We start from the raw sequence: 22,292 nt of genomic DNA on the forward strand, positions 1-22,292 counted from the left end.
TTAAGCGGCCTGGCTTGCAGCCAACGGCATCACGACGCCCTGGCACAACTCGATAATACGGCTGGCGGCGCGTGCGGCACCTTCGCCATCCGGCGAGGCAACCTGCTGATGCGGCGCAAAATAGTTCAGGGCCTGAGGGTCTTTATCGAGCTCGGCCTGGACCAGTTCAACGATGCGGTGCTGGTCGTGGCCCAGGTGCGTCGCGAAACCGAGCATTTCCAGACGACGCAAGGCTTCGAGTTCGTGGTATTCCGATTTGGACGGCAACACAAACAAGGTCGGAATCTTCAACGCGGCAATTTCTGTCACGGTGATCCAGCCCGGCGCCGAAATCAGCAGACTGGCCTCATGCAGCAAGCCCATCCAGTCCGGGTAGTACGGCACACAAATCACGCCGTCCTGGGCCGCGATGTCCTGACGTCCCAGCAACACCATTTTCAGTTCCGGATTGCGTTCGCGCAGGGTCTTGAAACTGTCCAGGTAGGCGGCGAGCAGCGCATCCTTGTTTTGCGAGAACATCGTGGTGCCGCTGATGGACGCAACGATAAACGGCGAATCGCCGATGTTCAGTTCGGCACGTACATCCAGGCCACTTTGCACGTACTCGCGAATCATCGGCCCGACAAAGTGAGCCTTGCCGTTGCTCAGGGCTTCGGCAACCGGAGTGCCCTGATCGAGGGACGCCACATATGGTTTATCGGTCAAGACCAGTTGGCTTTGGTTGATCATCCAGCTGAACTGGCTGTGCAATGCCGCACGGGCACGGGCCATTTCCAGCGCATTGACCTCGAAGCCACCGTCGGCCAGGTCATGGTCTTCCAGTTGGCAGAGGGTGAAGTCATAGCGTTCGGTGACAAACACCAGCGGCGTGCCGCTGAAAATGGCGGCCAGGCAGGCGGCCATGTTGTAGTCAGATACCAGCACCGAAGGTTTGTACTCGGTGATCAGCGCCAGGTAAGACAGAATTCGCTCGCCGGACAAGAACGTATTGGCGATATAGCCGCCAATGTAATTGGCCCAGTCCAGTTCTTTCGACAAGTTGCTCTTTTTCGAGTAGTCGACCAACCGGCCGGCAATATCCACAACCTCGACACCGGCCTTTTCAAACAGCGGTGTAAACGTTGGCTGCAAGGAAGCCAGTGCTACCGTCAGCGGCATATCCGGCGTTTGCTTTTTAATCGCCTGAGCGATGGACAGCGCGCGCATGTTATGACCGGAACCGGTTGGATTAGGGGCAAATAAAATCATTCTTGAATCTCCATTAGTTGAACAACGCCATGAACCACAGTGTTTTCCAATACATCCCTTATAACCACGGAATAGGGCTTAATTACGGCACCTTCACCAATATTCAGTGGACCTACCAAGATGGCACCTTCGCCAATAATGCAACGACTTCCGATCCTGACCGGAGCTTCCTCCCAAGGCAGTGAACGAAACGAATAATCATGAGTTGAAGCGACAATCGTGACCCCGGCGCCGACCTCGGTGAAGTCTCCGATCGTGACGCCACCGGCGGCCTCGATCACCACGCCTTCACCCAGCGTGGCACCGGTGCCCAGCTCAATGCCGCCTTGTTGGGACAGGCCGCCCTGACGTTGACTGCGCCCGATAAGGATGCAGTCCCGGGCGATTTCCACCGACGCGCCGCCACGTAATTCGGCGTCAATCAAGGCGTCTTCGCTGATGTCCCAAGTGATGGTGTCCGGGTTCAACGCCTTGAGCCGGGCCACGGACAGCGACGCTTTGTCGATCAGCGAGGGCAAGCCCTGGCGGGCTCTATCCCGCACTTTGGCCAGCACATGAGCCGGGCTCGGCGTGCCGTCCTCGATCACGTTGCGATAGCCGATCACCCGTGCCGGGCGACCCACGGCAATGGCGTCCGGCGCGATGTCCGAGGTCACCAGAGCGCCCGCCGCAATCACGGCCCCGGCACCGATGGTGACGCCAGCACTCACGGTGACCTTGGCGCCGAGCCAGGCATTCTCGCCGACCAGAACCGGGGACTCAGGCGTTCCCAGGCACTGCACACCGGTCGCCAGCATGCTCGACTTGCCGATGCTGACATGCCGCAAATCCGACTTGAACCCGACAAAAATGTCATCGCCCAATTCCGCACTTTCCAGGCGGCAGGCCGCCCGAATCCAGACATGTCGCCCCAAGTCGCTGGCGGAATCAATCGCCGTTAAAACTTCGATCAGATTAATATCGTCCACAATAAAGCCTCATTCCATTGATGCCGGGAACATAATAAATTCAGCGCGCAAAAAACCCCGCTGACTGAGTCAGCCTATGCACAACTGTTAACTAGTTAGTGATTAATCAAACTTCTCTAGGTACGCATGACGTTGCGTCTGCGCCACCTTATTAACTGACTGTTCCATTAATTCATCGCTTTCCATAAACGACAGATAAATGTCCACGCTTGTGCCGGGGCCAAGTCAGAAATTAACGAGAGCTTGCTGAATTAAGTCAGTCCGTGACTACGATGTAACTCCATTGAGGGGGAATGTCCTTTAGTACGAATGTTATAGTACAGACGATTTTGTTTTGCAATAGGTGTCCGACTGGTTATCTCGTTTGAGTCTAAAAAAATATTGAACTTTTATGGTGCAATGCTGTAACCGTTACGTCATATATGCACAGAATTGGTGCAACTCGTAGTGCCTGCGTTATTGAATGTGTCCAGCGCTAACAGGTAACTGGATGTCGAAGCCAGACATCCAGCCGCGGCCGCCGAACGATAGGGTGGCTTTTCAAACCTGTCATTCGCCTGGAGCTGTCATGTCCGCACCTATCACCGTCCTTCGCGATACCCACCCGTTGCCCGTCCTCGACGCCTGCAAATGGGAAAAACTCGAAGGCGACCCGCACACCGTCAACCTCAATGCCTACACCAGCGAAGACGGCAGCAAGATCATGGGCACCTGGATCTGCACGCCGGGCAAGTGGTATGTGGAATACGTGAAGTGGGAATACTGCGATTTCCGCGAGGGCTACTGCATCATCACCCCCGAAGGCAAGGAGCCGATCCACCTGCGCGCCGGGGATATCTTCGTCATCGAGCCGGGGATGAAAGGCACGTGGGAAGTGGTCGAGACAGTGCGTAAGTATTTTGTGTTTGCCTGATGAAAAAGCAAAAGATCGCAGCCTTCGGCAGCGCCTACAGGGTGTAAAAATTCCCGTGTAGGAGTTGCCGAAGGCTGCGATCTTTTTTCACCGAATAAAAAACCGGGGATCTGCCCGACGCAGCCCCCGGAAAAACCTCTTATTGAGGTTTGCGATAGCTATTGATGATCGCCGAGAAGTCCTTGCCACCCTCCCCGCGCTGACTCATCGCCTGATACAACTGCTGGGCCACCGCGCCGAGCACCACTGGTTGGTGCGCCTGACGAGCCGCTTCCGTGGCCAGCCCCAGATCCTTGAGCATCAGTTCGGCACCGAAACCGCCGGTATAACCGCGCGAGGCCGGCGCCGTTTCGACGATGCCCGGCCACGGGTTGTACATCTCCGAACTCCAGCAACGCCCGGTCGAGCTGTTGATGATCCCGGCCAATACGCCGGTGTCGATCCCCAACGCATCGCCCAACGCCATGGCTTCACTGACGCCGACCATCGAGATCGCCAACAACAGGTTGTTGCAGATCTTGGCGATCTGCCCTGTACCGACTTCGCCGCAATGGACGATGTTGCGGCCCATCTGCGCCAACACCGGTTGCAGGGTGGCGAACAGCTCAGGGGTGGCGCCGACCATAAAGGTCAGCGTCCCGGCCGCTGCGCCACCCGTGCCGCCGGACACCGGCGCATCCGCCATGGCCACGCCTTGCTTGGCGGCGGCCGCGGCTACGTCACGAGCGGTCTGCGGATCGATCGTGCTGCAATCAACGGCCGGCACACCCTGGCCGATACCGGCGAGCACACCGTCCTCACCGAGCCAGACGCTACGCACATGCACAGCGGCTGGCAGCATGGTGATCACCAGTTCTGCACCCTGCGCCGCTTCACGCGCCGAAGCGCTGATGCTGCCGCCCAGTTGCTCCAGCTCGGCCAGAACAGTCTTGTTCAGATCGACCAGGTTCAGCGAATGGCCAGCCTTGATCAGGTTGCGCGCCATCGGCGCGCCCATGTTGCCGAGACCGATAAAAGCGATTTTCATGCCTGGCTCCTTAACGCAAGTTGATGGTGGTGTTCACACCGTCGTTGACGCTGTCGTCATCGAACCAGCGACTGGTGACCGTCTTGGTCTGAGTGTAGAACTGCACCACTTGCTTGCCATACGGACCAAGGTCGCCGAGTTTCGAACCACGGGAACCGGTGAAGCTGAAGAACGGGACCGGCACCGGAATCGGGATGTTGATCCCGACCTGGCCGACATCGATTTCATTCTGGAATTTACGCGCCGCAGCACCGCTCTGGGTGAACAGACCCGTACCGTTACCGAACGGGTTGGCGTTGACCAGGGCAATCGCCTGATCGAGGGTGTCGACTTCCAACACCACCAGCACCGGGCCGAAGATTTCCTGGGTGTAGATCTGCATCTCGGTGGTCACGCCAGAGAACAGGGTCGGGCCGACAAAGTTGCCCTTCTCGAAGCCCGGAACGCTGATCTCGCGACCATCGAGCTCCAGCTTGGCGCCTTCCTTGATGCCGCTTTCGATCAGATCAAGAATCCGCGCCTTGGCCTTTTTCGAAATCACCGGGCCGACATCGGTACCCGCTTCGCTACCCGCGTTCACCTTGAGTTTCTGCGCCAGCGCTTTCAGATCAGGCAGCCATTGCTTGGACGCGCCCACCAACACCACCACCGAAGTGGCCATGCAACGCTGACCGGCGGCACCGAAACCGGCACCGACCAAAGCATTGAGGGTTTGTTCGCGATTGGCATCCGGCAGCACCACGGCATGGTTCTTGGCGCCCATCATCGATTGCACGCGCTTGCCGTGTTTGCCAGCCAGGTCGTAGACGTGAGTACCGACGGCGGTCGAACCGACGAAGGAAACGGCCTTGATGTCTTTGTGGGTGCACAGCGCATCAACCACATCTTTGCCACCGTGAACGACGTTGAGCACGCCCGCCGGTACGCCAGCCTCGATCGCCAGTTCCACCAGCAGCATGGTTGACAGCGGATCCTGTTCGGACGGCTTGAGCACGAAGGTGTTGCCGCAGGCGATGGCCATCGGGAACATCCACAACGGAATCATTGCCGGGAAGTTGAACGGGGTGATGCCGGCGCAGACGCCGATCGGCTGACGCAGGGTGTAAGTGTCGACGCCGCCCGCAACGTTTTCGGCAAATTCGCCCATCTGCAGTGTGCCGATGGAGCACGCGTGCTCGACCACTTCCAGGCCACGGAAAATATCGCCCTCAGCGTCGGCAATGGTTTTGCCTTGCTCGGCGCTCAGGACCACGGCGATGCGTTTGGAGTGTTCGCGAATCAGCGCCTGGAGCTTGAGCATGATGCGCATCCGCGCACCGATCGGCGTCAGCTTCCAGGTCTGGAAGGCGCTATGAGCGGCACTGATGGCGGCGTCGACTTCTTGCGCGGTAGCAAACGGAACCTTGGCCAGCACTTGCTGGGTCGCCGGGTTGACGATGTCGTGCCACTCGGTGGTCTGGGACTCGACCCACTCGCCGTTGATCAACAGCTTGACGGTCTGGACGGTGGTTTCGTTGGGCGTGAGCGATGCGTTCATGCTGGTCTCCAATACTTATTGTTATGCAGGGAGCCAAGGCGGGTATGTCGCCTTGAGATGAGGCGTGTGTCGCGAATTGGTTGTCGGACTGTTTTTGGAGTATAGATGTGCAAACTTCTAATAAGAACGCACATAAAAGCCGGTCCAACATGCAAAAAAACATCACGTCCTTAGGTTCGCTGAACTGGGATGACCTCAAGTTTTTCCTCGAAGTCGCCCGCACCCGCAAGGCCAGCACCGCGGCCAAGCGCCTGGCGGTGGACTACACCACCGTGTCACGGCGCATCAGTTCGCTGGAAGCGGCGCTTGGTACATTACTGTTCGAAAAGTCCCGGACCAGCGGTTTCGTCCTGACCGCCGAAGGCCAGCGTTTATTGGGTTATGCGGAGTCGATTGAAAGCACGCTGCACATGGCCTGCGAGCAAGTTTCCGGCTCCGGCGTGGCGCTGTCCGGGCATGTGCGCATGGGCTGCACCGAAGGCTTCGGCAGTTTCTTCATCACCCCGCAATTGAGCCACTTCGTCGACGCCTACCCGGCGATCTCGGTGGACATTCTGCCGCTGCCGCACTTCATCAGCCTGTCCAAGCGCGAGGCCGATATCGTCATTGCCCTGGAACGCCCGGAACACGGGCCGTACGTCTGCTGCAAACTCTGCGACTACAAATTGCAGCTGTACGCGACCCAGGACTATCTGGACAAACACCCACCGATCCGCCGCCCGGCCGACCTGGCTAAACATTCATTCATAAGTTATGTCGATGACCTGGCGTTCAGCTCGGAGCTGCTGTACCTGGCGAACGTATTGCCCGGCGCCAGCGCCAACTTGCGCAGCACCAGCGTGATCGCGCAATTCGTGGCGGCGCAGCAAGGGCGATCGCTGGCGATTCTGCCGTGCTTCCTGGCGGCGCAGGACCCACGGTTGCTGCCGGTATTGCCGGCCGAGATCAACATCACCCGACAGTTCTGGATGTACTGCCGGGAGGACCTGCGCAAGCTCAAGCGGATCACCCTATTGTGGGATTACATCCGCGAAGTGACTGAGCAGAATCAGAATCTTTTGATGGGGGAAACCCGGGAGATGGTGTTTGCCGATTAGTCGGCGCTCACCACAATCGAGACTCGACGATTCTCGGTACGGCCAGCCGGTGTGTCGTTGGACGCTACCGGCTCTTTGCTGCCAAGCCCTTGCAGCTTGATGTTCTCTTCTTTCATCCCGACAGCCGTCAGCACCTTGCCGACGCTTTTCGCCCGACGCAGGGACAGCTGTTGGTTGTAGGACTCTTTACCCGAACCATCGGTGTGGCCATCGACCCGTACCCGCTCGATCCCGACACTCGTCAGGGCCTTGCCGATGCGCTGGACGATTTCGGTGCTTTGCGCGTTCAGGCTTTCGACATCGCTGCCAAACAGCACTTTGCCGGACAACCCAAAGGCCCAGCCCTCGTCGGTCAACTCGAAGCCTTGTTGCTTGAGCACGGTGATCTGCGCCGGGGTCAGGCCTTTTTGCGGTACGGTCTGGCACCCCGTCAATGCCAATACAGCCATGAACAGGGTGATGGTGAAAAATCGCAGGGAACGCTGGGGGATTGAGAACACGGAAATTAGTTCCTGGTTTGAATGTGGGCGACCGGATGCTCCGACCCGGCCGTTTGCTGTGCGCCTCGGGACAGGCGCTTGGCTTGGTACATCGCCGCATCGGCAGCGTTAAGCAGAGCGCCGGGCGTGGCGCCATGATCGGGATAGACGGCGATGCCGATACTGAGTGAGGTCAACACCGTCGTGTTGCCCGGCAGGGTGATCGGCACTTCCATGCTGGCAAGGATTTTGTCGGCGATCCGCTCGGCATCTTCGGTCTTGTGCAACGGCGTCAGCAGCACGGCAAACTCATCGCCGCCCAGACGCGCCACCAGGTCCTCTTCGCGCAATTGCGCACGAACCCGCGTCGCCACCGCTACCAGCACGGCATCGCCGGCGGCATGGCCGAAATTGTCGTTGATCTCCTTGAACCGGTCGCTGTCGAGAAACAACACCGCCACGCGTTCGTTGAGTTTGTTGGCATTGCGCAACGCACGAATCAATCGACCTTCGAAAAACGCCCGGTTCGGCAACCCGGTGAGGCTGTCGTGGCTGGCCTGGTGGGCCAGGGTTTCGTTCTCGCTTTGCAGGTGGGTCTGCCAGGATTCGAGTTCATCGAGCAGTGCATTGAAGTCGTTGCCGAAGTCGTCCAGTTCGGCGATGTCTGCGGGCGGTACGCGCTGGTCGAACGCGCGTTCGCTGCGGGCGGCGTGAGCCACGAACGCCAAGCTGCGCAACGGACCGGTGATGCCGCGAAGCTGCCGGCGCGCCAGGTACAGCGCGACCCAGGCACTGACTGCCGTGCACACCACGATCCCCATCAGACCACTGAGCAAGAAGCGCATCAGGCTGCCACCGTGACCGGTAAGCTCGATGCTGCCGATTGCCTGGCCCTGATGGACGATCGGCATGCTGATGGGTTTTTCCAGGAAAGCCTTGGCGATCTGCGCTTCAAGATCGGAAAACAACCCGGTTTCCGGTCGCTGCCAACGGGCGAGCACCACACCCTGCTTGTCGAGAACCTGGGCATCGGCCACTTCTTCGGTAGACGCGATCAACGCCAACGCTTCCGTCGCGGCCGCCTTGTCATTGAACACCACCGCGGCTTCCACGGTGTAGTTGATCGAGCGCGCGATCAGGTGCAGGTTGTGGTCGGCATACACCCGCAACGCCAGAACCCCGAGCAACGTCAGCGACACGCTGGCCATGGTCACGCCCACCAGTGCGACGATCAAATGGCCGCGACCGATGACCGAACGCAACGTGGGACGATTTTTTGATTCGAATAGACTCATGGCGCCGCCGGCTTGCGGCGCGACAACTGCAACACGCTGGGGTGAATGCGCACGCCACTGCGGGCGACGGAGTCGAGGTTGACCTCGAAGGACACTTGATCGTCGCTGACCCGCAGGCAGAAAAGGCTGCCGACGGTGCACTGATCGCTGCCTTCGCTGATGCTCAACACCGGTTGGCCAATCAGCGAAGCGAACAGGCGGCTGCGCTCCTCGGCGGTCAATTTACCGATGTAGACCGCATCGCACTCACCGACAATCGCCGGGTTGTCAGCCAGTAGCCGTCGGACCGTGACAGGGCGACCGGTGGCCTGGGTCGAGCCCTTGACCAGATCGTCGGTGTATTCGGTCGGGCCTACCACACACAGGCGCAGCTGTGCAGGCTCCACCGGCCAGCGGGCATAACTGAGGATCCCGAGCACCACCTGGGTCACCGCTTTGGCTCGTTGATCGGCCATGCTGACGGCGGCTTCGGGTTGTGCGAACGCGATGCCGGTCAGCAAACAGAGCAGGCCAACAAGCAATATTCGCTTGCAGCCAGTAACGCTCTCTGTCGCCCGGACAGCCAACTTCATGCAGGGATTCTCTTCGGTCGTAACGGAATGATGCCGCAACGATAGCACAGCACCGAAATGCCCGCGAGGCCGCAGAACACGGCACTTCGGACATATTTACGTCGTCAACCGATTGGCATATTAAAGGCTAAACTCAACGCCCTCCTCCAGCTCCAGCATCAGCCCGCTCAAGCGTTTCACTTTGCGCTGCACCGCCTCTTCAAACACCCCGGCACGGGGTTCGATCAAGGTGAACCAGTCCTTGGCCCGGGTGATTCCGGTGTAGATCAACTCCTTGGTCAGGACCGGGTTCAAGACGTCGGGCAGAATCAACGCCGTGTGGGCAAATTCCGAGCCTTGGGATTTATGTACGGTCATCGCGTACACCGTCTCGACATCGTTGAGCCGGCTCGGCAGCACAAATCGCACGCCGCCCTGACCGTCGTTGCGCGGGAACGCAACACGCAATACGTGCTTGCCGGCCTCGAGGCCGTCGCGTTCCGGCAGTTTGAGCGCAATACCGATGTCGCCATTCATCAGGCCCAGGCCGTAGTCGTTGCGAGTCATCAACACCGGCCGACCTTCGTACCATTGCTGATCGCTGTCGATCAGCCGGGCCTTGAGCAAGGCGTCGGTCACGCGCTGATTCAAGCCCTCAACGCCCCAAGGCCCTTTTCGTACGGCGCACAATAACTGGAAGGTATCGAAAGCGTTCAGCACTTGCCGCGCCCACTCGGTCCAGCGTGGATCATCGAGCGTACTGTGCAGCGGTGGCCGCTGATTGCGCAGCAGACTCAGGTAATGCCGATAACCTTGTGGGCCGTCGTTGTGACCATCGAGCAGCAAACGCTCTAGCGCTTTGTCCTGCTCACCTTTGAGGGGCAGGGAAAACACGTCCTTAAAGCTGCGTTCGGCCAGAAGCTTGCGCGCTTCTTCGGGGTGTTGTTGATTGACCCAACGCGCTAACTGGCCAATGCCGCTGCCTTCGCCAAATCGACGGGAGTGACGCAGCATCACCACTTGCTGGGCCAACGGATGAGTGCCCTCGGTATCCTCGTGCAAACCGCTGGCCTCAAGGCTTTCGCCGCTGACGACCTCCAGCCACTGGCGGGTTTGCGGGCTGTACCAACCGGCCTCGGCATCGCGGCACAGATCACCCAGCACCGCGCCCGCTTCCACGGAGGCCAACTGGTCCTTGTCACCGAGCAGCACGAGACGCGCATGGGTAGGCAATGCATCGAGCAAATTAGCCATCATCTCCAGGTCGATCATCGATGCTTCATCGACCACCAGCACGTCCAGCGGCAAGCGGTTACCGGCGTGGTGGCGGAAATGTCGGGTGCCGGGGCGGCTGCCCAGCAGACGGTGCACGGTGGTGACGTCGAACGGGATCTTTGCCCGCACCGCTTCGGAAACGGTCAAGGTTTGCACTTGCTGGCTGATGGACTCTGTCAGCCTAGCGGCGGCCTTGCCAGTAGGCGCGGCCAGACGAATACGCAGCGGTTTTCCGGCCTCCACGGCAGGCGCCTGAAGCAGCGCCAGCAACCGCACGACCGTGGTGGTCTTGCCGGTCCCCGGCCCGCCGGTAACGATGCTGAACGCACTGCGGGTGGCCAGGGCACAGGCGAGTTTTTGCCAGTCGATCACCTCGCCAGGCTTGGCGGGGCCGAACAAGCCGCTCAGGCGCTGGAGCAAATCGGCAGGTGTTGCCTCGTGCTCCGACAGGCGCTGGCGCAACGCATTATCGATGCGTCGCTCGTAAGCCCAATAGCGGCGCAGGTACAGGCGCTTGCCCGACAGCACCAGGGGCCGATGCTGAGCCGCCTCACCACCATCCACCGCCAGTGCCACCAGACTGCTGGTCGCCAGCACCTTGCACCAGTGAGCGCCGTCCAGTGCTTCAAGTAACTGCGACGGCAGCAACATCGCGCCACTTTGCACATCACCTTCTGGCGGCAGTGACAGGGCGAAGTCCGGCGCCTTGAGTGTCTCGAACAGATCCAGGCACACATGACCGTGGCCGAGCTGGTGGCTGGTCAATGCCGCAGCCAGCAAGACCAACGGATCATCATCGGGGGCGAGTTCGTGGAGAAACGCGACGAAGGCCTTGTCCAGTGCACGCAGCCAACCACGTTCGACCCAACGGGTGAGCAGCAGTAAAAGATCATCAGCGCGAGTCAGCGGCGCCAGGTCCGTCAGGCTTTCGGCCGCCAGTGATGTGGGCAACAGATCGACGAAGGTGCGGCTCATAGCAGTACTCCCTGTTCCCAGGCGGGCGCGGCCTTGGGTTCCGGCTTGCCCTGAAACAGACGATCCAGACGCTCGATCAACTCCCGTGGTGGACGGGCGAAATACACGCCCTGGCTGGACGCTCGCGTGCCGCGCAGGAACAGGTACAACGCGCCACCAATATGCCGCTCGTAATCGTAGTCAGGCAGTCGCGCCTTGAGCTGACGATGCAAAGCCAGCAGGTACAACACGTATTGCAGGTCGTAGCGGTTATCGAGGATCGACTGCTCCATGGCCTGCTCGGTGTAGGCCGCGTCGTCGACGCCGAGCCAGTTGGATTTGTAGTCGGCGACGTAATAGCGACCGTCGTGTTCGAACGTCAAGTCGATAAAACCTTTGAACATGCCGTTGAGCATCACCGGTTCGGCGGCAACGCGAGCCACGCCTTTGTGAGTGTATTGGCGCACCAGTTCATCCAGCTTGAGCACATCGACCTTGTGGCTGGCGAACCAGAACTCCATTTCAACGCGATATTGGGTCAGTTGCTCGAAGACCACCGGTGGCTGACCGCCGCCGATGTGCATCGGTGATTTGAGCAGGTGCTGCAGCCAGTCACTCAACGTGATGATCCAGCCCTCCCAGCCGCGACGATTGCAGCGACGGGCGACAGCGTCTTCCACGGCTTTCGGTGTCGCGCTGAAGCCTTCGTCACCGGCCCATTCCAGCAATCCATGGAGAAAGGTGCCGGGATTCGGACCGCGGGGGAATCGGTGAATATCTGCGCCACCAGTGACCACTTCCCGTGGCGCTTCGGGGTCAAGCCGTTCGTCGTCGAAGAGCTTTTGCGCCTGCGGGCTTTCCGGCGCCTCGTCAGTGCCCACGCTCATGCTGTCGCCAATGCGCAAGGCGCTATAGGAGGCAATCCACCAGTTTTCGCTGGCCTTGCGCTTGGGCACCAACGGTGCGAGCAAGGTCGCTTCGTTACGCGGAGGATGGTAATGCTCGGTGGTTGCTTCAGGCATCTCTGCGTAGCTCAGCGCCGGACAATCCTGTTGCAGATCTTCAAGCCAACGTTTCAGTCCGGCGGACTCGGCCAACATCGCACCGCCGCCCAACAGATAACCCAATGCCGACAAGTGCAGCACCGAGCTGTTGTTATTGCCGCGCTTGAGATCGGTCACGCCGAGCCAGCAAGCATGTTGCGCGCGAGTCAGCGCCACATAGAGCAAGCGCAAATCTTCGGCCAGCCGCTCGTCGTCGGCCTGGGCGATCAACTCGGGCGTCGGCCTCAAGGTCACCTGAGCCTTGCCCGTAGCGTCGTGGTAATGAAGCGGTAGACGACTGCCATCCACCGGTTTCGCCGAGCAGATGAAAGGCAGAAATACCAAGGGATACTCCAGGCCCTTGGACTTGTGGATGGTCACAACCTTGACCAGTTGCTCGTCACTTTCCAGGCGCAGGATCTGTTCTTCACCCGCCTGCCCGGACAATGCCAGGTGCTCGGACAAATGCCGGATCAGGGCTTGCTCGCCATCGAGCTCGGCGGCCGCCTGTTGCAGCAACTCGGACAGGTGCAGCAGGTTGGTCAAGACACGTTCGCCATCACTGCGGGTGATCAATGCCTGGGGCAACTGGAAGTCATGCAGCAATCGCCGCAGCATCGGCAGCACGCCTTGTTTGCGCCAGATCTCGCGATAACGGCGAAACTGCATGACCCGCGCTTCCCAGGCCAATTCGTCCCGATTCAACTGATCGAGCTCAGCCAGCGAGAGGTTAAGCGTGATGCAGGCCAGCGCGGCGCGCAGCGGACGCTCGACGTCCGGCTCGGCGCAGGCCTTGAGCCAGGTCAGCAGGTCATGCGCTTCCTGGGCGGCGAACACCGAGTCCTTGTCCGAGAGATAAACGCTGCGTACGCCGCGGGCAGAGAGTTCGCCGCGTACGGCCTGCGCCTCTTTGCCGTCGCGCACCAGGATCGCGATATCGGCGGGTAGCAGCCCCCGGAAATCCTTACCGTCCTGTATGAATCCAGCATGACCTTGTTGCCCGCCGTTGAGCAACGCAGTGATTTCACTGGCGCAAGCAGCGGCCAATTGTTGTCGGTACACCACACCGGACAGTGGTTGATCGGCGGACAGGTGCCAGATGTTCAGCGCCGGCACGCTCTGGCCTTCAACCTGCAGGACTTCTTTGCGACCTTGGGATGCGACGGGCAGGAACGGTACCGGGTTGTCGCCGTTTTTCTCGCGAAAGAGGAATGCGCCGCGCCCCGCTTCCCGCGACTCGGCACGCGCGAAAACATGGTTTACCGCGTCGACCATGCCGTGGCTGGAACGGAAGTTGGTGCCCAGCGTATGCAGGCGGCCGGTGGTGGCCTGGCGGGCGCGCAAATAGGTGTAGATGTCAGCGCCGCGAAAAGCATAGATCGCCTGCTTCGGGTCGCCGATCAGAAATAGACCGCACTCGGGATTATTATCTTCGATGCGATAGATGCTTTCGAAGATGCGGTATTGCACCGGGTCGGTGTCCTGGAATTCGTCGATCAACGCCACCGGGAATTGTTCGCGAATCAGGGTCGCCAGGCGCTCGCCGCCATCGGACTGCAAGGCGGCATCGAGGCGCAGCAACATGTCATCGAAGCCCATTTCCGCGCGGCGACGCTTTTCCTCTTCGAAGCGTGCGCCGACCCACTGAGCAGCGTGTTGCAGAACCGCAGCATCAGGCGTCGGCAAACCATCGAGGCTGACCTTGAGGCCAGGCATCGCATCCAGACCGGGATGACGGGGCGCTTCACCCTTCCAGGCTTCTGCCATGCCGTCGGGGGTCAGCCGAGTGAAGCCGGTGCCGATGTCCAGTTGTTCGAGGGCCTCGTCTTCAGCCCAGGCCTTGATCTTCTCGAACCACGGCTCGAAGTAGCGCGCCTGCATCTTGCGGCCGTCGACACTTTTGCTCGCCGCGCCCTGGTGACAGATAGCAAGCAATTCGTCCGCCCATTGGCGCCAGGGCGTCTTGAGTTCGAGCAACGCTGAGCGGCGCTCGAGCAGGCACTCGGCAATCAGTTCGGCAGGCTCTTTTCCTTCGACGCTATCACGCTCGCTGGCGAACAACCCGCGCACTCGCGGCAGCAAAGCTGCGGGGCCGCCCCAATTGCCACGCACCCAGTTCAGCGCATCGCCTTGCATCGGGTAGCAGAACAGCCGCCAGTAATCGCGCAGGACTTCGCCCAGCAGATCGCTGTGATCGGTTTCCAGGGTCTGGGTAAACAGGCTGCCACTGTCGAAGGCATGCTCCCGCAGCATGCGCTGGCACCAACTGTGGATAGTCGAGACCGCCGCTTCGTCCATCCATTGAGCGGCAATGTCGAGGCGGTTTGCGCAACCAGACCATTGCTCGGGAAGGAATTGCTCTCGCAACTCGGCAATCAGACCATCGGGCGCCGGGATCTCATCGCGAAAAAAACGTGCGGCTTCAGCCAGGCGAGTACGAATTCGTTCGCGCAGTTCTTTGGTGGCGGCATCGGTGAAAGTCACAACGAGGATTTGCGGCGGCAACAGCTCCCGCCCAAAACCCGTCGACTCGCCGCCGTGCCCCAGCACCAGACGCAGATAAAGTGCGGAGATGGTGAAGGTCTTGCCGGTCCCGGCACTGGCTTCGATCAGTTGGCTGCCGCGTAGGGGAAAGGCCAGGGCCAACGGTGTTTTTGTGGTCATGAGCGCGCGCCTTCGCTGGACAATGAACGCCAAGAGGCTTCGAGCAGTGGCCGATACAAAGCGTCGCACCAACCGGGGAAGGTTTCATCGCTGATCAAGCTATCGTAGTCGGCGAATTGCCGGGCGAGCGCAGGACTTTCGCGCCGCTCTCCATCGGTGGTCTGGCCATCGCCTTCGTAGGCTTTTCGGGCGGCGGCTTCGGCTTTGAGCGGGTCAGTCTGACCGAGCCAGGCGAAGGCGGTTTTCACCGCGATTGGCAGCGGTTGGCGCATGCCCGTTTGCCAGGCCAGCAACAGGTTACCGAGGATCTGCAACGCGGCCCCCTTCTCCAGAGGTTCCAGCAGCAGGGTGTCATCACTGGCGACCAACGCTGTGGTCATCGCCAGGCCGCTGGCGCACGCCACCAGGTGATTGACCCAGGGTCGCGTCAGGCGATGCCACTTGCGGGTCTTGATCGAACCGATACTGTTGGGAATCGTGGTAACCGACAGCATGCCCCCATCTGCGCGTTGATGCAGGCCACTGAGCCAGCCTTCAAGGCGCAAGTCGTGCAATTCCAGATTCACCGGCAAAGCACTGGTCAAGGGCATCGGCCATAGCGCCAGGAGCTGTTGATAACGTTGCAGCAGATCCGGCAGCGGTTCGATCAATTCTCGTTGCAGGCATTCACCGAAACCGGCCATGGGTAGCAGGCCACTGTTTTGCAGGCGTATGGCGTGAGCTTCCAACGCCTGATCGGAGTGATCCAGTTGACTCAGTGCCGCCGCAAGCAAACTGTCGCTGAGGCTGTAGCGTTGCAGCGCATCGAGCACAAACGGCTCTTCATCCGCCAGAGGGGCTTCGGCCGCTTCAAAGAACACCTTGAGCCGCTGGCTGAAAAAATGTCGTACGGGATTGCGCAGGAAGTCCTGCAATTGTCCGAGGCCCAGTGGTTCGTCCTGAATGTAGGGTTCCAGAATCTCGATATCAGTGACTTGTTCGTTGGCTTGATGAAGTACCTGCCATTCAGTGGCGTAGCTGAACAACGCATCGCCTTCGTGAAAATAGCGGGCACTGAACGGTTGCAGGGGGTGCTCCTGGGTCATCGCTTCAAGCAGCTCATCGGCTTCGTCATGCAGTCGCCAACCGCTGGCGAGGTGATCGCGCAGCTGCCCAATCAATACCGAGGCCGGGCGCTCGCTGTTATCTCGAATACTGCGGCCTACCCAGCTGATATAGAGTTGATTGCGGGCGGACAACAGCGCTTCCAGCAGCAGATAACGATCATCTTCACGCCGGGAACGATCACCGGGCCGGTAATCACTGCCCATCAGGTCGAAGTCCAGCGGCGGTTGCGCTCTCGGGTAGTCCCCGTCATTCATGCCCAGAAGGCAAACCAGTTTGAACGGGATCGCTCGCATCGGCATCAAGGTGCAGAAATTGACTGCGCCAGCCAGAAAGCGTTGCGACAAGCGGCCTTGATCGAGACCGGCTAGCCAGGCTTCGCGGACTACGGTCAACGGTAACTCGTCCTGCAATCCCACCGACTCGCAGGTATCGAGCCAGGTTTCACGCAGCTCTTCGAGTTGAGCCAGCAAGTAGTCGTCGTGCTCGTTGCTGGCCTTGAAAAACAGCTGAACCAGCCCTTGCAACCGAACTCCCCACTGTTTTGGCGGAGCCGGTTGCGTGAGCTCCTGATGCGCGATCTCCAACGCGTCCAGCAGTGCAACCAAAGGACCGATGAGCGCGGCATCCAGTCCACCGATTTCGTCATAGGGCTCGATACCTTCACAGGCACTCGCGCTGCCGACTGCATAACCGAGCAGCATTCGGCGCAGGCCGAAACGCCAACTGTTTTGCTCCAGCTCTGGCGGCAGACCGAGGGCCGCTCGTTGTTCGGCATTCATTCCCCAACGGATGCCGGCGCCTTCGATCCAGCGGTGCAGGGTTGGCAGGTCGGGTTCTTCCACGCCGAACCGGGCACGGAGTGCGGGTACGTCCAGCAGATCGAGGATCTCGCTGACCGGGAAGCGACTGTCCGGCAGCTTGAGCAGGTGTTCGACAGCGATCAACAGCGGGTCGCGACCGCGCTGGCCCTGATCCGCCAGCGTGAAGGGGATGAAGCGCGGGTCGTTGCGCTCCAGCTGGCCAAATACCGCGCGAATATGCGGAGCGTAACTGTCGATATCTGGAACCATCACGATCACGTCGCGGGGTCTTAAGTCTGGATTGGCACTGAAGCGTTCGAGCAGTTGATCGTGAAGAATTTCCACTTCCCGCTGAGCACTATGGGCGATGTGAAAACGGATCGACTTGTCGCTCTGCAGGTCGACGGCAGGCCAATGCTCACGGGTTTCGCTTAAAGGACGCAGCTCCAGGATGTCATCCTGCAACTGATTGAGCATATTTTGCGGTTGGCTATCGCTGAACAGGTCGATGCGACCGTCGCGAAATGCCGAGCGATAGCTGCTGGGATCGTCGTAGCTATCGAGCAGACTGATGTAATCCCGCCCTTGCTTGCCCCAGGCGGCCAACAGGGGATGCGCATGCTGGTGAAGGGTTTGCGGATCAAGGACAACCGGCATGCCGCTTTTGCGAGCCTGGCGTTTGTATTGATGCCGTAGCAGGTCTTTATCGGCGACGATGTCCGCCCAATGGTGACGACATGGGTTGTGAACACAAAGTAGCACCTGACTGAATCGAGCCAGGCCGGCGAGTGCTTCCAGTGCTTGAGCGGGCAGTGAAGAAATCCCGAAAACGATCACGCGGGACGGTAATCCGGCAGGCGCCAAGTCGAGGCTGTTGATGCGCTCGATAAATCGTTGGTGAACACCAGCACGGCTTTGTGCCATGCCTTGCTCGCCAACATCCAGTAGCAGCGCACGCCACAGCTCTGCCTGCCAGCAATTGGCCGCGGTCAGGGCCTTGGATTCGCCTCGACCATTTCGTAGTTGATGCCGGCCTTCCGCCCAATCCTCAAGCCAGTCGGCACGGTACACCTGGTATTGGTCGAACAGATCCGCCAGACGCTCGGACAACTGATAGCGTTTGCGTAAATCGGTGTCGTGGGTAAGAAAACGCTGCAGGGGTTCGAAATGTGGCTGGTCAATTAGCTGCGGCAGCAGGCGCATCAGACGCCAGGTCAGCGGTGCTTTATCTAGCAGGGATTTGACCGGAATTTCATCACGACCCAGGACCATGCGATAGAGCTGCCACATGAAGCTGCCAGGCAGTTGAACATCGATGGCAGCTGCGATGCCGCAGCCACCCATATCGTCATCTTCAGGATCTTCGGCCAACGCGAGCTTCAGCCATTGAGCAATGCCGTTGCTCTGCACCAGCGCTATTTCATTTTCCAAGGGAGCCAGCGGATAGTGCCGCATTACGCTGATCACCAGGCTACGCAGTTCATCCAAACTGTTGCTTTGAACCACCATAAAACCGGCATTGAGGGACGCGGCGTCCGGCATAAAGGCTTCCTTGGAAAAATGCAAAAGCTAGGGCCGAACCTTAGCACTGTCGAGAGACTGTGACAGCCGGGAGCCGTCCGAGAATGCTGTACGAACTTTCTCGCGGGCAAAACAAAACCCCTACCTGCATACGCAGATAGGGGTTTCGGAATTTAATCTTGACGATGACCTACTCTCACATGGGGAAACCCCACACTACCATCGGCGATGCATCGTTTCACTGCTGAGTTCGGGATGGGATCAGGTGGTTCCAATGCTCTATGGTCGTCAAGAAATTCGGTAGCCAGCTCGTTTGCCTTTTCAGGTTCACGCTCCAGCGAATGGGTATGCGATAGATTTGTGTGTTTTTTTGCTGCGAACTTTCGGTTCATTGCGTCTTCACACACCGCAATCTGGTCTCTCTCGAGTTCACAAATTGCTTGGGTGTTATATGGTCAAGCCTCACGGGCAATTAGTATTGGTTAGCTCAACGCCTCACAGCGCTTACACACCCAACCTATCAACGTCGTAGTCTTCGACGGCCCTTCAGGGGACTCAAGGTCCCAGTGAGATCTCATCTTGAGGCTAGTTTCCCGCTTAGATGCTTTCAGCGGTTATCTATTCCGAACATAGCTACCCGGCAATGCCACTGGCGTGACAACCGGAACACCAGAGGTTCGTCCACTCCGGTCCTCTCGTACTAGGAGCAGCCCCTCTCAAATCTCAAACGTCCACGGCAGATAGGGACCGAACTGTCTCACGACGTTCTAAACCCAGCTCGCGTACCACTTTAAATGGCGAACAGCCATACCCTTGGGACCGGCTTCAGCCCCAGGATGTGATGAGCCGACATCGAGGTGCCAAACACCGCCGTCGATATGAACTCTTGGGCGGTATCAGCCTGTTATCCCCGGAGTACCTTTTATCCGTTGAGCGATGGCCCTTCCATACAGAACCACCGGATCACTAAGACCTACTTTCGTACCTGCTCGACGTGTCTGTCTCGCAGTCAAGCGCGCTTTTGCCTTTATACTCTACGACCGATTTCCGACCGGTCTGAGCGCACCTTCGTACTCCTCCGTTACTCTTTAGGAGGAGACCGCCCCAGTCAAACTACCCACCATACACTGTCCTCGATCCGGATAACGGACCTGAGTTAGAACCTCAAAGTTGCCAGGGTGGTATTTCAAGGTTGGCTCCACGCGAACTGGCGTCCACGCTTCAAAGCCTCCCACCTATCCTACACAAGCAAATTCAAAGTCCAGTGCAAAGCTATAGTAAAGGTTCACGGGGTCTTTCCGTCTAGCCGCGGATACACTGCATCTTCACAGCGATTTCAATTTCACTGAGTCTCGGGTGGAGACAGCGCCGCCATCGTTACGCCATTCGTGCAGGTCGGAACTTACCCGACAAGGAATTTCGCTACCTTAGGACCGTTATAGTTACGGCCGCCGTTTACCGGGGCTTCGATCAAGAGCTTCGCGTTAGCTAACCCCATCAATTAACCTTCCGGCACCGGGCAGGCGTCACACCCTATACGTCCACTTTCGTGTTTGCAGAGTGCTGTGTTTTTAATAAACAGTCGCAGCGGCCTGGTATCTTCGACCGGCATGGGCTTACGCAGTAAATGCTTCACCCTCACCGGCGCACCTTCTCCCGAAGTTACGGTGCCATTTTGCCTAGTTCCTTCACCCGAGTTCTCTCAAGCGCCTTGGTATTCTCTACCCAACCACCTGTGTCGGTTTGGGGTACGGTTCCTGGTTACCTGAAGCTTAGAAGCTTTTCTTGGAAGCATGGCATCAACCACTTCGTGTTCTAAAAGAACACTCGTCATCAGCTCTCGGCCTTAGAATCCCGGATTTACCTAAGATTCCAGCCTACCACCTTAAACTTGGACAACCAACGCCAAGCTGGCCTAGCCTTCTCCGTCCCTCCATCGCAATAACCAGAAGTACAGGAATATTAACCTGTTTTCCATCGACTACGCTTTTCAGCCTCGCCTTAGGGACCGACTAACCCTGCGTCGATTAACGTTGCGCAGGAAACCTTGGTCTTTCGGCGTGGGTGTTTTCACACCCATTGTCGTTACTCATGTCAGCATTCGCACTTCTGATACCTCCAGCAAGCTTCTCAACTCACCTTCACAGGCTTACAGAACGCTCCTCTACCGCATCACCTAAGTGATACCCGTAGCTTCGGTGTATGGTTTGAGCCCCGTTACATCTTCCGCGCAGGCCGACTCGACTAGTGAGCTATTACGCTTTCTTTAAAGGGTGGCTGCTTCTAAGCCAACCTCCTAGCTGTCTAAGCCTTCCCACATCGTTTCCCACTTAACCATAACTTTGGGACCTTAGCTGACGGTCTGGGTTGTTTCCCTTTTCACGACGGACGTTAGCACCCGCCGTGTGTCTCCCATGCTCGGCACTTGTAGGTATTCGGAGTTTGCATCGGTTTGGTAAGTCGGGATGACCCCCTAGCCGAAACAGTGCTCTACCCCCTACAGTGATACATGAGGCGCTACCTAAATAGCTTTCGAGGAGAACCAGCTATCTCCGAGCTTGATTAGCCTTTCACTCCGATCCACAGGTCATCCGCTAACTTTTCAACGGTAGTCGGTTCGGTCCTCCAGTTAGTGTTACCCAACCTTCAACCTGCCCATGGATAGATCGCCCGGTTTCGGGTCTATTCCCAGCGACTAGACGCCCTATTAAGACTCGCTTTCGCTACGCCTCCCTATTCGGTTAAGCTCGCCACTGAAAATAAGTCGCTGACCCATTATACAAAAGGTACGCAGTCACCCAACAAAGTGGGCTCCCACTGCTTGTACGCATACGGTTTCAGGATCTATTTCACTCCCCTCTCCGGGGTTCTTTTCGCCTTTCCCTCACGGTACTAGTTCACTATCGGTCAGTCAGTAGTATTTAGCCTTGGAGGATGGTCCCCCCATATTCAGACAAAGTTTCTCGTGCTCCGTCCTACTCGATTTCATGACTAAGAGATTTTCGCGTACAGGGCTATCACCCACTATGGCCGCACTTTCCAGAGCGTTCCGCTAATCTCAAAGCCACTTAAGGGCTAGTCCCCGTTCGCTCGCCACTACTAAGGGAATCTCGGTTGATTTCTTTTCCTCAGGGTACTTAGATGTTTCAGTTCCCCTGGTTCGCTTCTTAAGCCTATGTATTCAGCTTAAGATACCTAACTTATGTTAGGTGGGTTCCCCCATTCAGACATCTCCGGATCAAAGTCTGTTTGCCGACTCCCCGAAGCTTTTCGCAGGCTACCACGTCTTTCATCGCCTCTGACTGCCAAGGCATCCACCGTATGCGCTTCTTCACTTGACCATATAACCCCAAGCAATCTGGTTATACTGTGAAGACGACATTCGCCGAAAATTCGCAATTACTCACAAATTTTACCTTAGCCTGATCCGTTACCAGTGAAAGTAACGTTCAGTCTATCTTTCTATCACATACCCAAATTTTTAAAGAACGATCTAATCAAAGACTAGAAATCAACATTCATCACCGTCTTGGTGGAATGCTCATTTCTAAGCTTTCAACAAACAGAAGCAGTAGTGGTGGAGCCAAACGGGATCGAACCGTTGACCTCCTGCGTGCAAGGCAGGCGCTCTCCCAGCTGAGCTATGGCCCCGTATTTCTACAGGCGTTTCCCACACAAGCAAAATTGGTGGGTCTGGGCAGATTCGAACTGCCGACCTCACCCTTATCAGGGGTGCGCTCTAACCAACTGAGCTACAGACCCAATTTCGGGCTGCTTCTTTATCGTCTTCTTCAATGAATCAAGCAATTCGTG

Annotated in this window: 12 protein-coding genes, 2 tRNA genes and 2 rRNA genes; 2 read left to right on the forward strand and 14 right to left on the reverse strand. The window is 58.3% G+C overall.

Features of this window, described 5'->3' with window-relative positions:
• Both HKK53_RS16695 and HKK53_RS16700 read right to left on the reverse strand, forming a co-directional pair.
• On the reverse strand, positions 1–1,248 hold the full coding sequence (locus HKK53_RS16695) for a hypothetical protein (RefSeq protein ID WP_169371735.1): 1,248 nt from the start codon (positions 1,246–1,248) through the stop codon (positions 1–3).
• The gene (locus HKK53_RS16700; protein ID WP_169371736.1) at positions 1,245–2,216 is read right to left on the reverse strand and encodes an acyltransferase; all 972 of its coding nucleotides are present in this window, start codon (positions 2,214–2,216) and stop codon (positions 1,245–1,247) included. Before HKK53_RS16700 ends, HKK53_RS16695 begins: the two co-directional genes overlap by 4 nt.
• A 568-nt stretch (positions 2,217–2,784) precedes the next feature.
• Between HKK53_RS16700 and HKK53_RS16705 the strand changes: the two genes are divergently transcribed.
• Positions 2,785–3,129 (forward strand): cupin domain-containing protein, encoded by a 345-nt coding sequence (locus HKK53_RS16705; RefSeq protein ID WP_008024653.1) that lies wholly within the window; start codon positions 2,785–2,787, stop codon positions 3,127–3,129.
• Between the two features lie 139 nt (positions 3,130–3,268).
• On the opposite strand, the gene mmsB is transcribed toward HKK53_RS16705, so the two are convergent.
• A complete protein-coding gene (gene mmsB, locus HKK53_RS16710; RefSeq protein ID WP_169371737.1) occupies positions 3,269–4,156 on the reverse strand; it encodes a 3-hydroxyisobutyrate dehydrogenase in 888 nt (295 codons plus the stop codon).
• A 10-nt stretch (positions 4,157–4,166) separates the two neighbouring features.
• Positions 4,167–5,693, reverse strand: a complete 1,527-nt coding sequence (locus HKK53_RS16715) for a CoA-acylating methylmalonate-semialdehyde dehydrogenase (protein WP_169371738.1) — start codon at positions 5,691–5,693, stop codon at positions 4,167–4,169.
• A 149-nt stretch (positions 5,694–5,842) separates the two neighbouring features.
• Here HKK53_RS16715 and HKK53_RS16720 point away from each other — a divergent pair, with 149 nt between their 5' ends.
• Positions 5,843–6,790 carry a LysR family transcriptional regulator gene (locus HKK53_RS16720; protein ID WP_169371739.1) on the forward strand — a complete coding sequence of 316 codons (948 nt, stop codon included), beginning with the start codon at positions 5,843–5,845 and terminating at the stop codon, positions 6,788–6,790.
• Here HKK53_RS16720 and HKK53_RS16725 read toward each other — a convergent pair.
• The 10 genes from HKK53_RS16725 to HKK53_RS16770 all read right to left on the reverse strand — a co-directional run bounded on the left by HKK53_RS16725 (position 6,787) and on the right by HKK53_RS16770 (position 22,241).
• Positions 6,787–7,290 (reverse strand): OmpA family protein, encoded by a 504-nt coding sequence (locus HKK53_RS16725; protein ID WP_178117456.1) that lies wholly within the window; start codon positions 7,288–7,290, stop codon positions 6,787–6,789. The two genes, HKK53_RS16720 and HKK53_RS16725, sit on opposite strands and share 4 nt — an antisense overlap.
• A 5-nt stretch (positions 7,291–7,295) precedes the next feature.
• Complete coding sequence (locus HKK53_RS16730) at positions 7,296–8,564, reverse strand: diguanylate cyclase domain-containing protein (protein WP_169371740.1); 1,269 nt, start codon at positions 8,562–8,564, stop codon at positions 7,296–7,298.
• Entirely contained in the window at positions 8,561–9,136 is a 576-nt protein-coding gene (locus tag HKK53_RS16735; protein WP_169371741.1) for a YfiR family protein, read from the reverse strand. The genes HKK53_RS16730 and HKK53_RS16735 overlap by 4 nt, the downstream gene beginning before the upstream one ends.
• Positions 9,137–9,256: 120 nt before the next feature.
• The gene (gene recD, locus HKK53_RS16740; RefSeq protein ID WP_169371742.1) at positions 9,257–11,365 is read right to left on the reverse strand and encodes an exodeoxyribonuclease V subunit alpha; all 2,109 of its coding nucleotides are present in this window, start codon (positions 11,363–11,365) and stop codon (positions 9,257–9,259) included.
• Positions 11,362–15,051 carry an exodeoxyribonuclease V subunit beta gene (gene recB / locus HKK53_RS16745; protein WP_169371743.1) on the reverse strand — a complete coding sequence of 1,230 codons (3,690 nt, stop codon included), beginning with the start codon at positions 15,049–15,051 and terminating at the stop codon, positions 11,362–11,364. Before recB ends, recD begins: the two co-directional genes overlap by 4 nt.
• Positions 15,048–18,500, reverse strand: coding sequence for an exodeoxyribonuclease V subunit gamma (gene recC / locus HKK53_RS16750; protein ID WP_169371744.1), 3,453 nt, complete (start codon positions 18,498–18,500; stop codon positions 15,048–15,050). The genes recB and recC overlap by 4 nt, the downstream gene beginning before the upstream one ends.
• A gap of 156 nt (positions 18,501–18,656) precedes the next feature.
• Positions 18,657–18,772: ribosomal RNA gene (gene rrf, locus HKK53_RS16755) — 5S ribosomal RNA — on the reverse strand.
• Between the two features lie 158 nt (positions 18,773–18,930).
• A 23S ribosomal RNA gene (locus HKK53_RS16760) occupies positions 18,931–21,820 on the reverse strand.
• A gap of 234 nt (positions 21,821–22,054) precedes the next feature.
• Positions 22,055–22,130: transfer RNA gene (locus HKK53_RS16765), tRNA-Ala, on the reverse strand.
• A 34-nt stretch (positions 22,131–22,164) separates the two neighbouring features.
• Positions 22,165–22,241 (reverse strand) — tRNA-Ile (locus tag HKK53_RS16770).
• Positions 22,242–22,292: the final 51 nt, after the last annotated feature.

The organism is Pseudomonas sp. ADAK7 (genome assembly GCF_012935675.1).
Taxonomy (GTDB): Bacteria; Pseudomonadota; Gammaproteobacteria; order Pseudomonadales; family Pseudomonadaceae; genus Aquipseudomonas.

Coding starts and splice junctions, on each gene's coding strand:
- HKK53_RS16695 (WP_169371735.1), bottom strand. CDS start 1,248: ATGATTTTATTTGCCCCTAATCCAACCGGTTCCGGTCATAACATGCGC.
- HKK53_RS16705 (WP_008024653.1), top strand. CDS start 2,785: ATGTCCGCACCTATCACCGTCCTTCGCGATACCCACCCGTTGCCCGTC.
- mmsB (WP_169371737.1), bottom strand. CDS start 4,156: ATGAAAATCGCTTTTATCGGTCTCGGCAACATGGGCGCGCCGATGGCG.
- HKK53_RS16715 (WP_169371738.1), bottom strand. CDS start 5,693: ATGAACGCATCGCTCACGCCCAACGAAACCACCGTCCAGACCGTCAAG.
- HKK53_RS16720 (WP_169371739.1), top strand. CDS start 5,843: ATGCAAAAAAACATCACGTCCTTAGGTTCGCTGAACTGGGATGACCTC.
- HKK53_RS16730 (WP_169371740.1), bottom strand. CDS start 8,564: ATGAGTCTATTCGAATCAAAAAATCGTCCCACGTTGCGTTCGGTCATC.
- HKK53_RS16735 (WP_169371741.1), bottom strand. CDS start 9,136: ATGAAGTTGGCTGTCCGGGCGACAGAGAGCGTTACTGGCTGCAAGCGA.
- recD (WP_169371742.1), bottom strand. CDS start 11,365: ATGAGCCGCACCTTCGTCGATCTGTTGCCCACATCACTGGCGGCCGAA.
- recB (WP_169371743.1), bottom strand. CDS start 15,051: ATGACCACAAAAACACCGTTGGCCCTGGCCTTTCCCCTACGCGGCAGC.
- recC (WP_169371744.1), bottom strand. CDS start 18,500: ATGCCGGACGCCGCGTCCCTCAATGCCGGTTTTATGGTGGTTCAAAGC.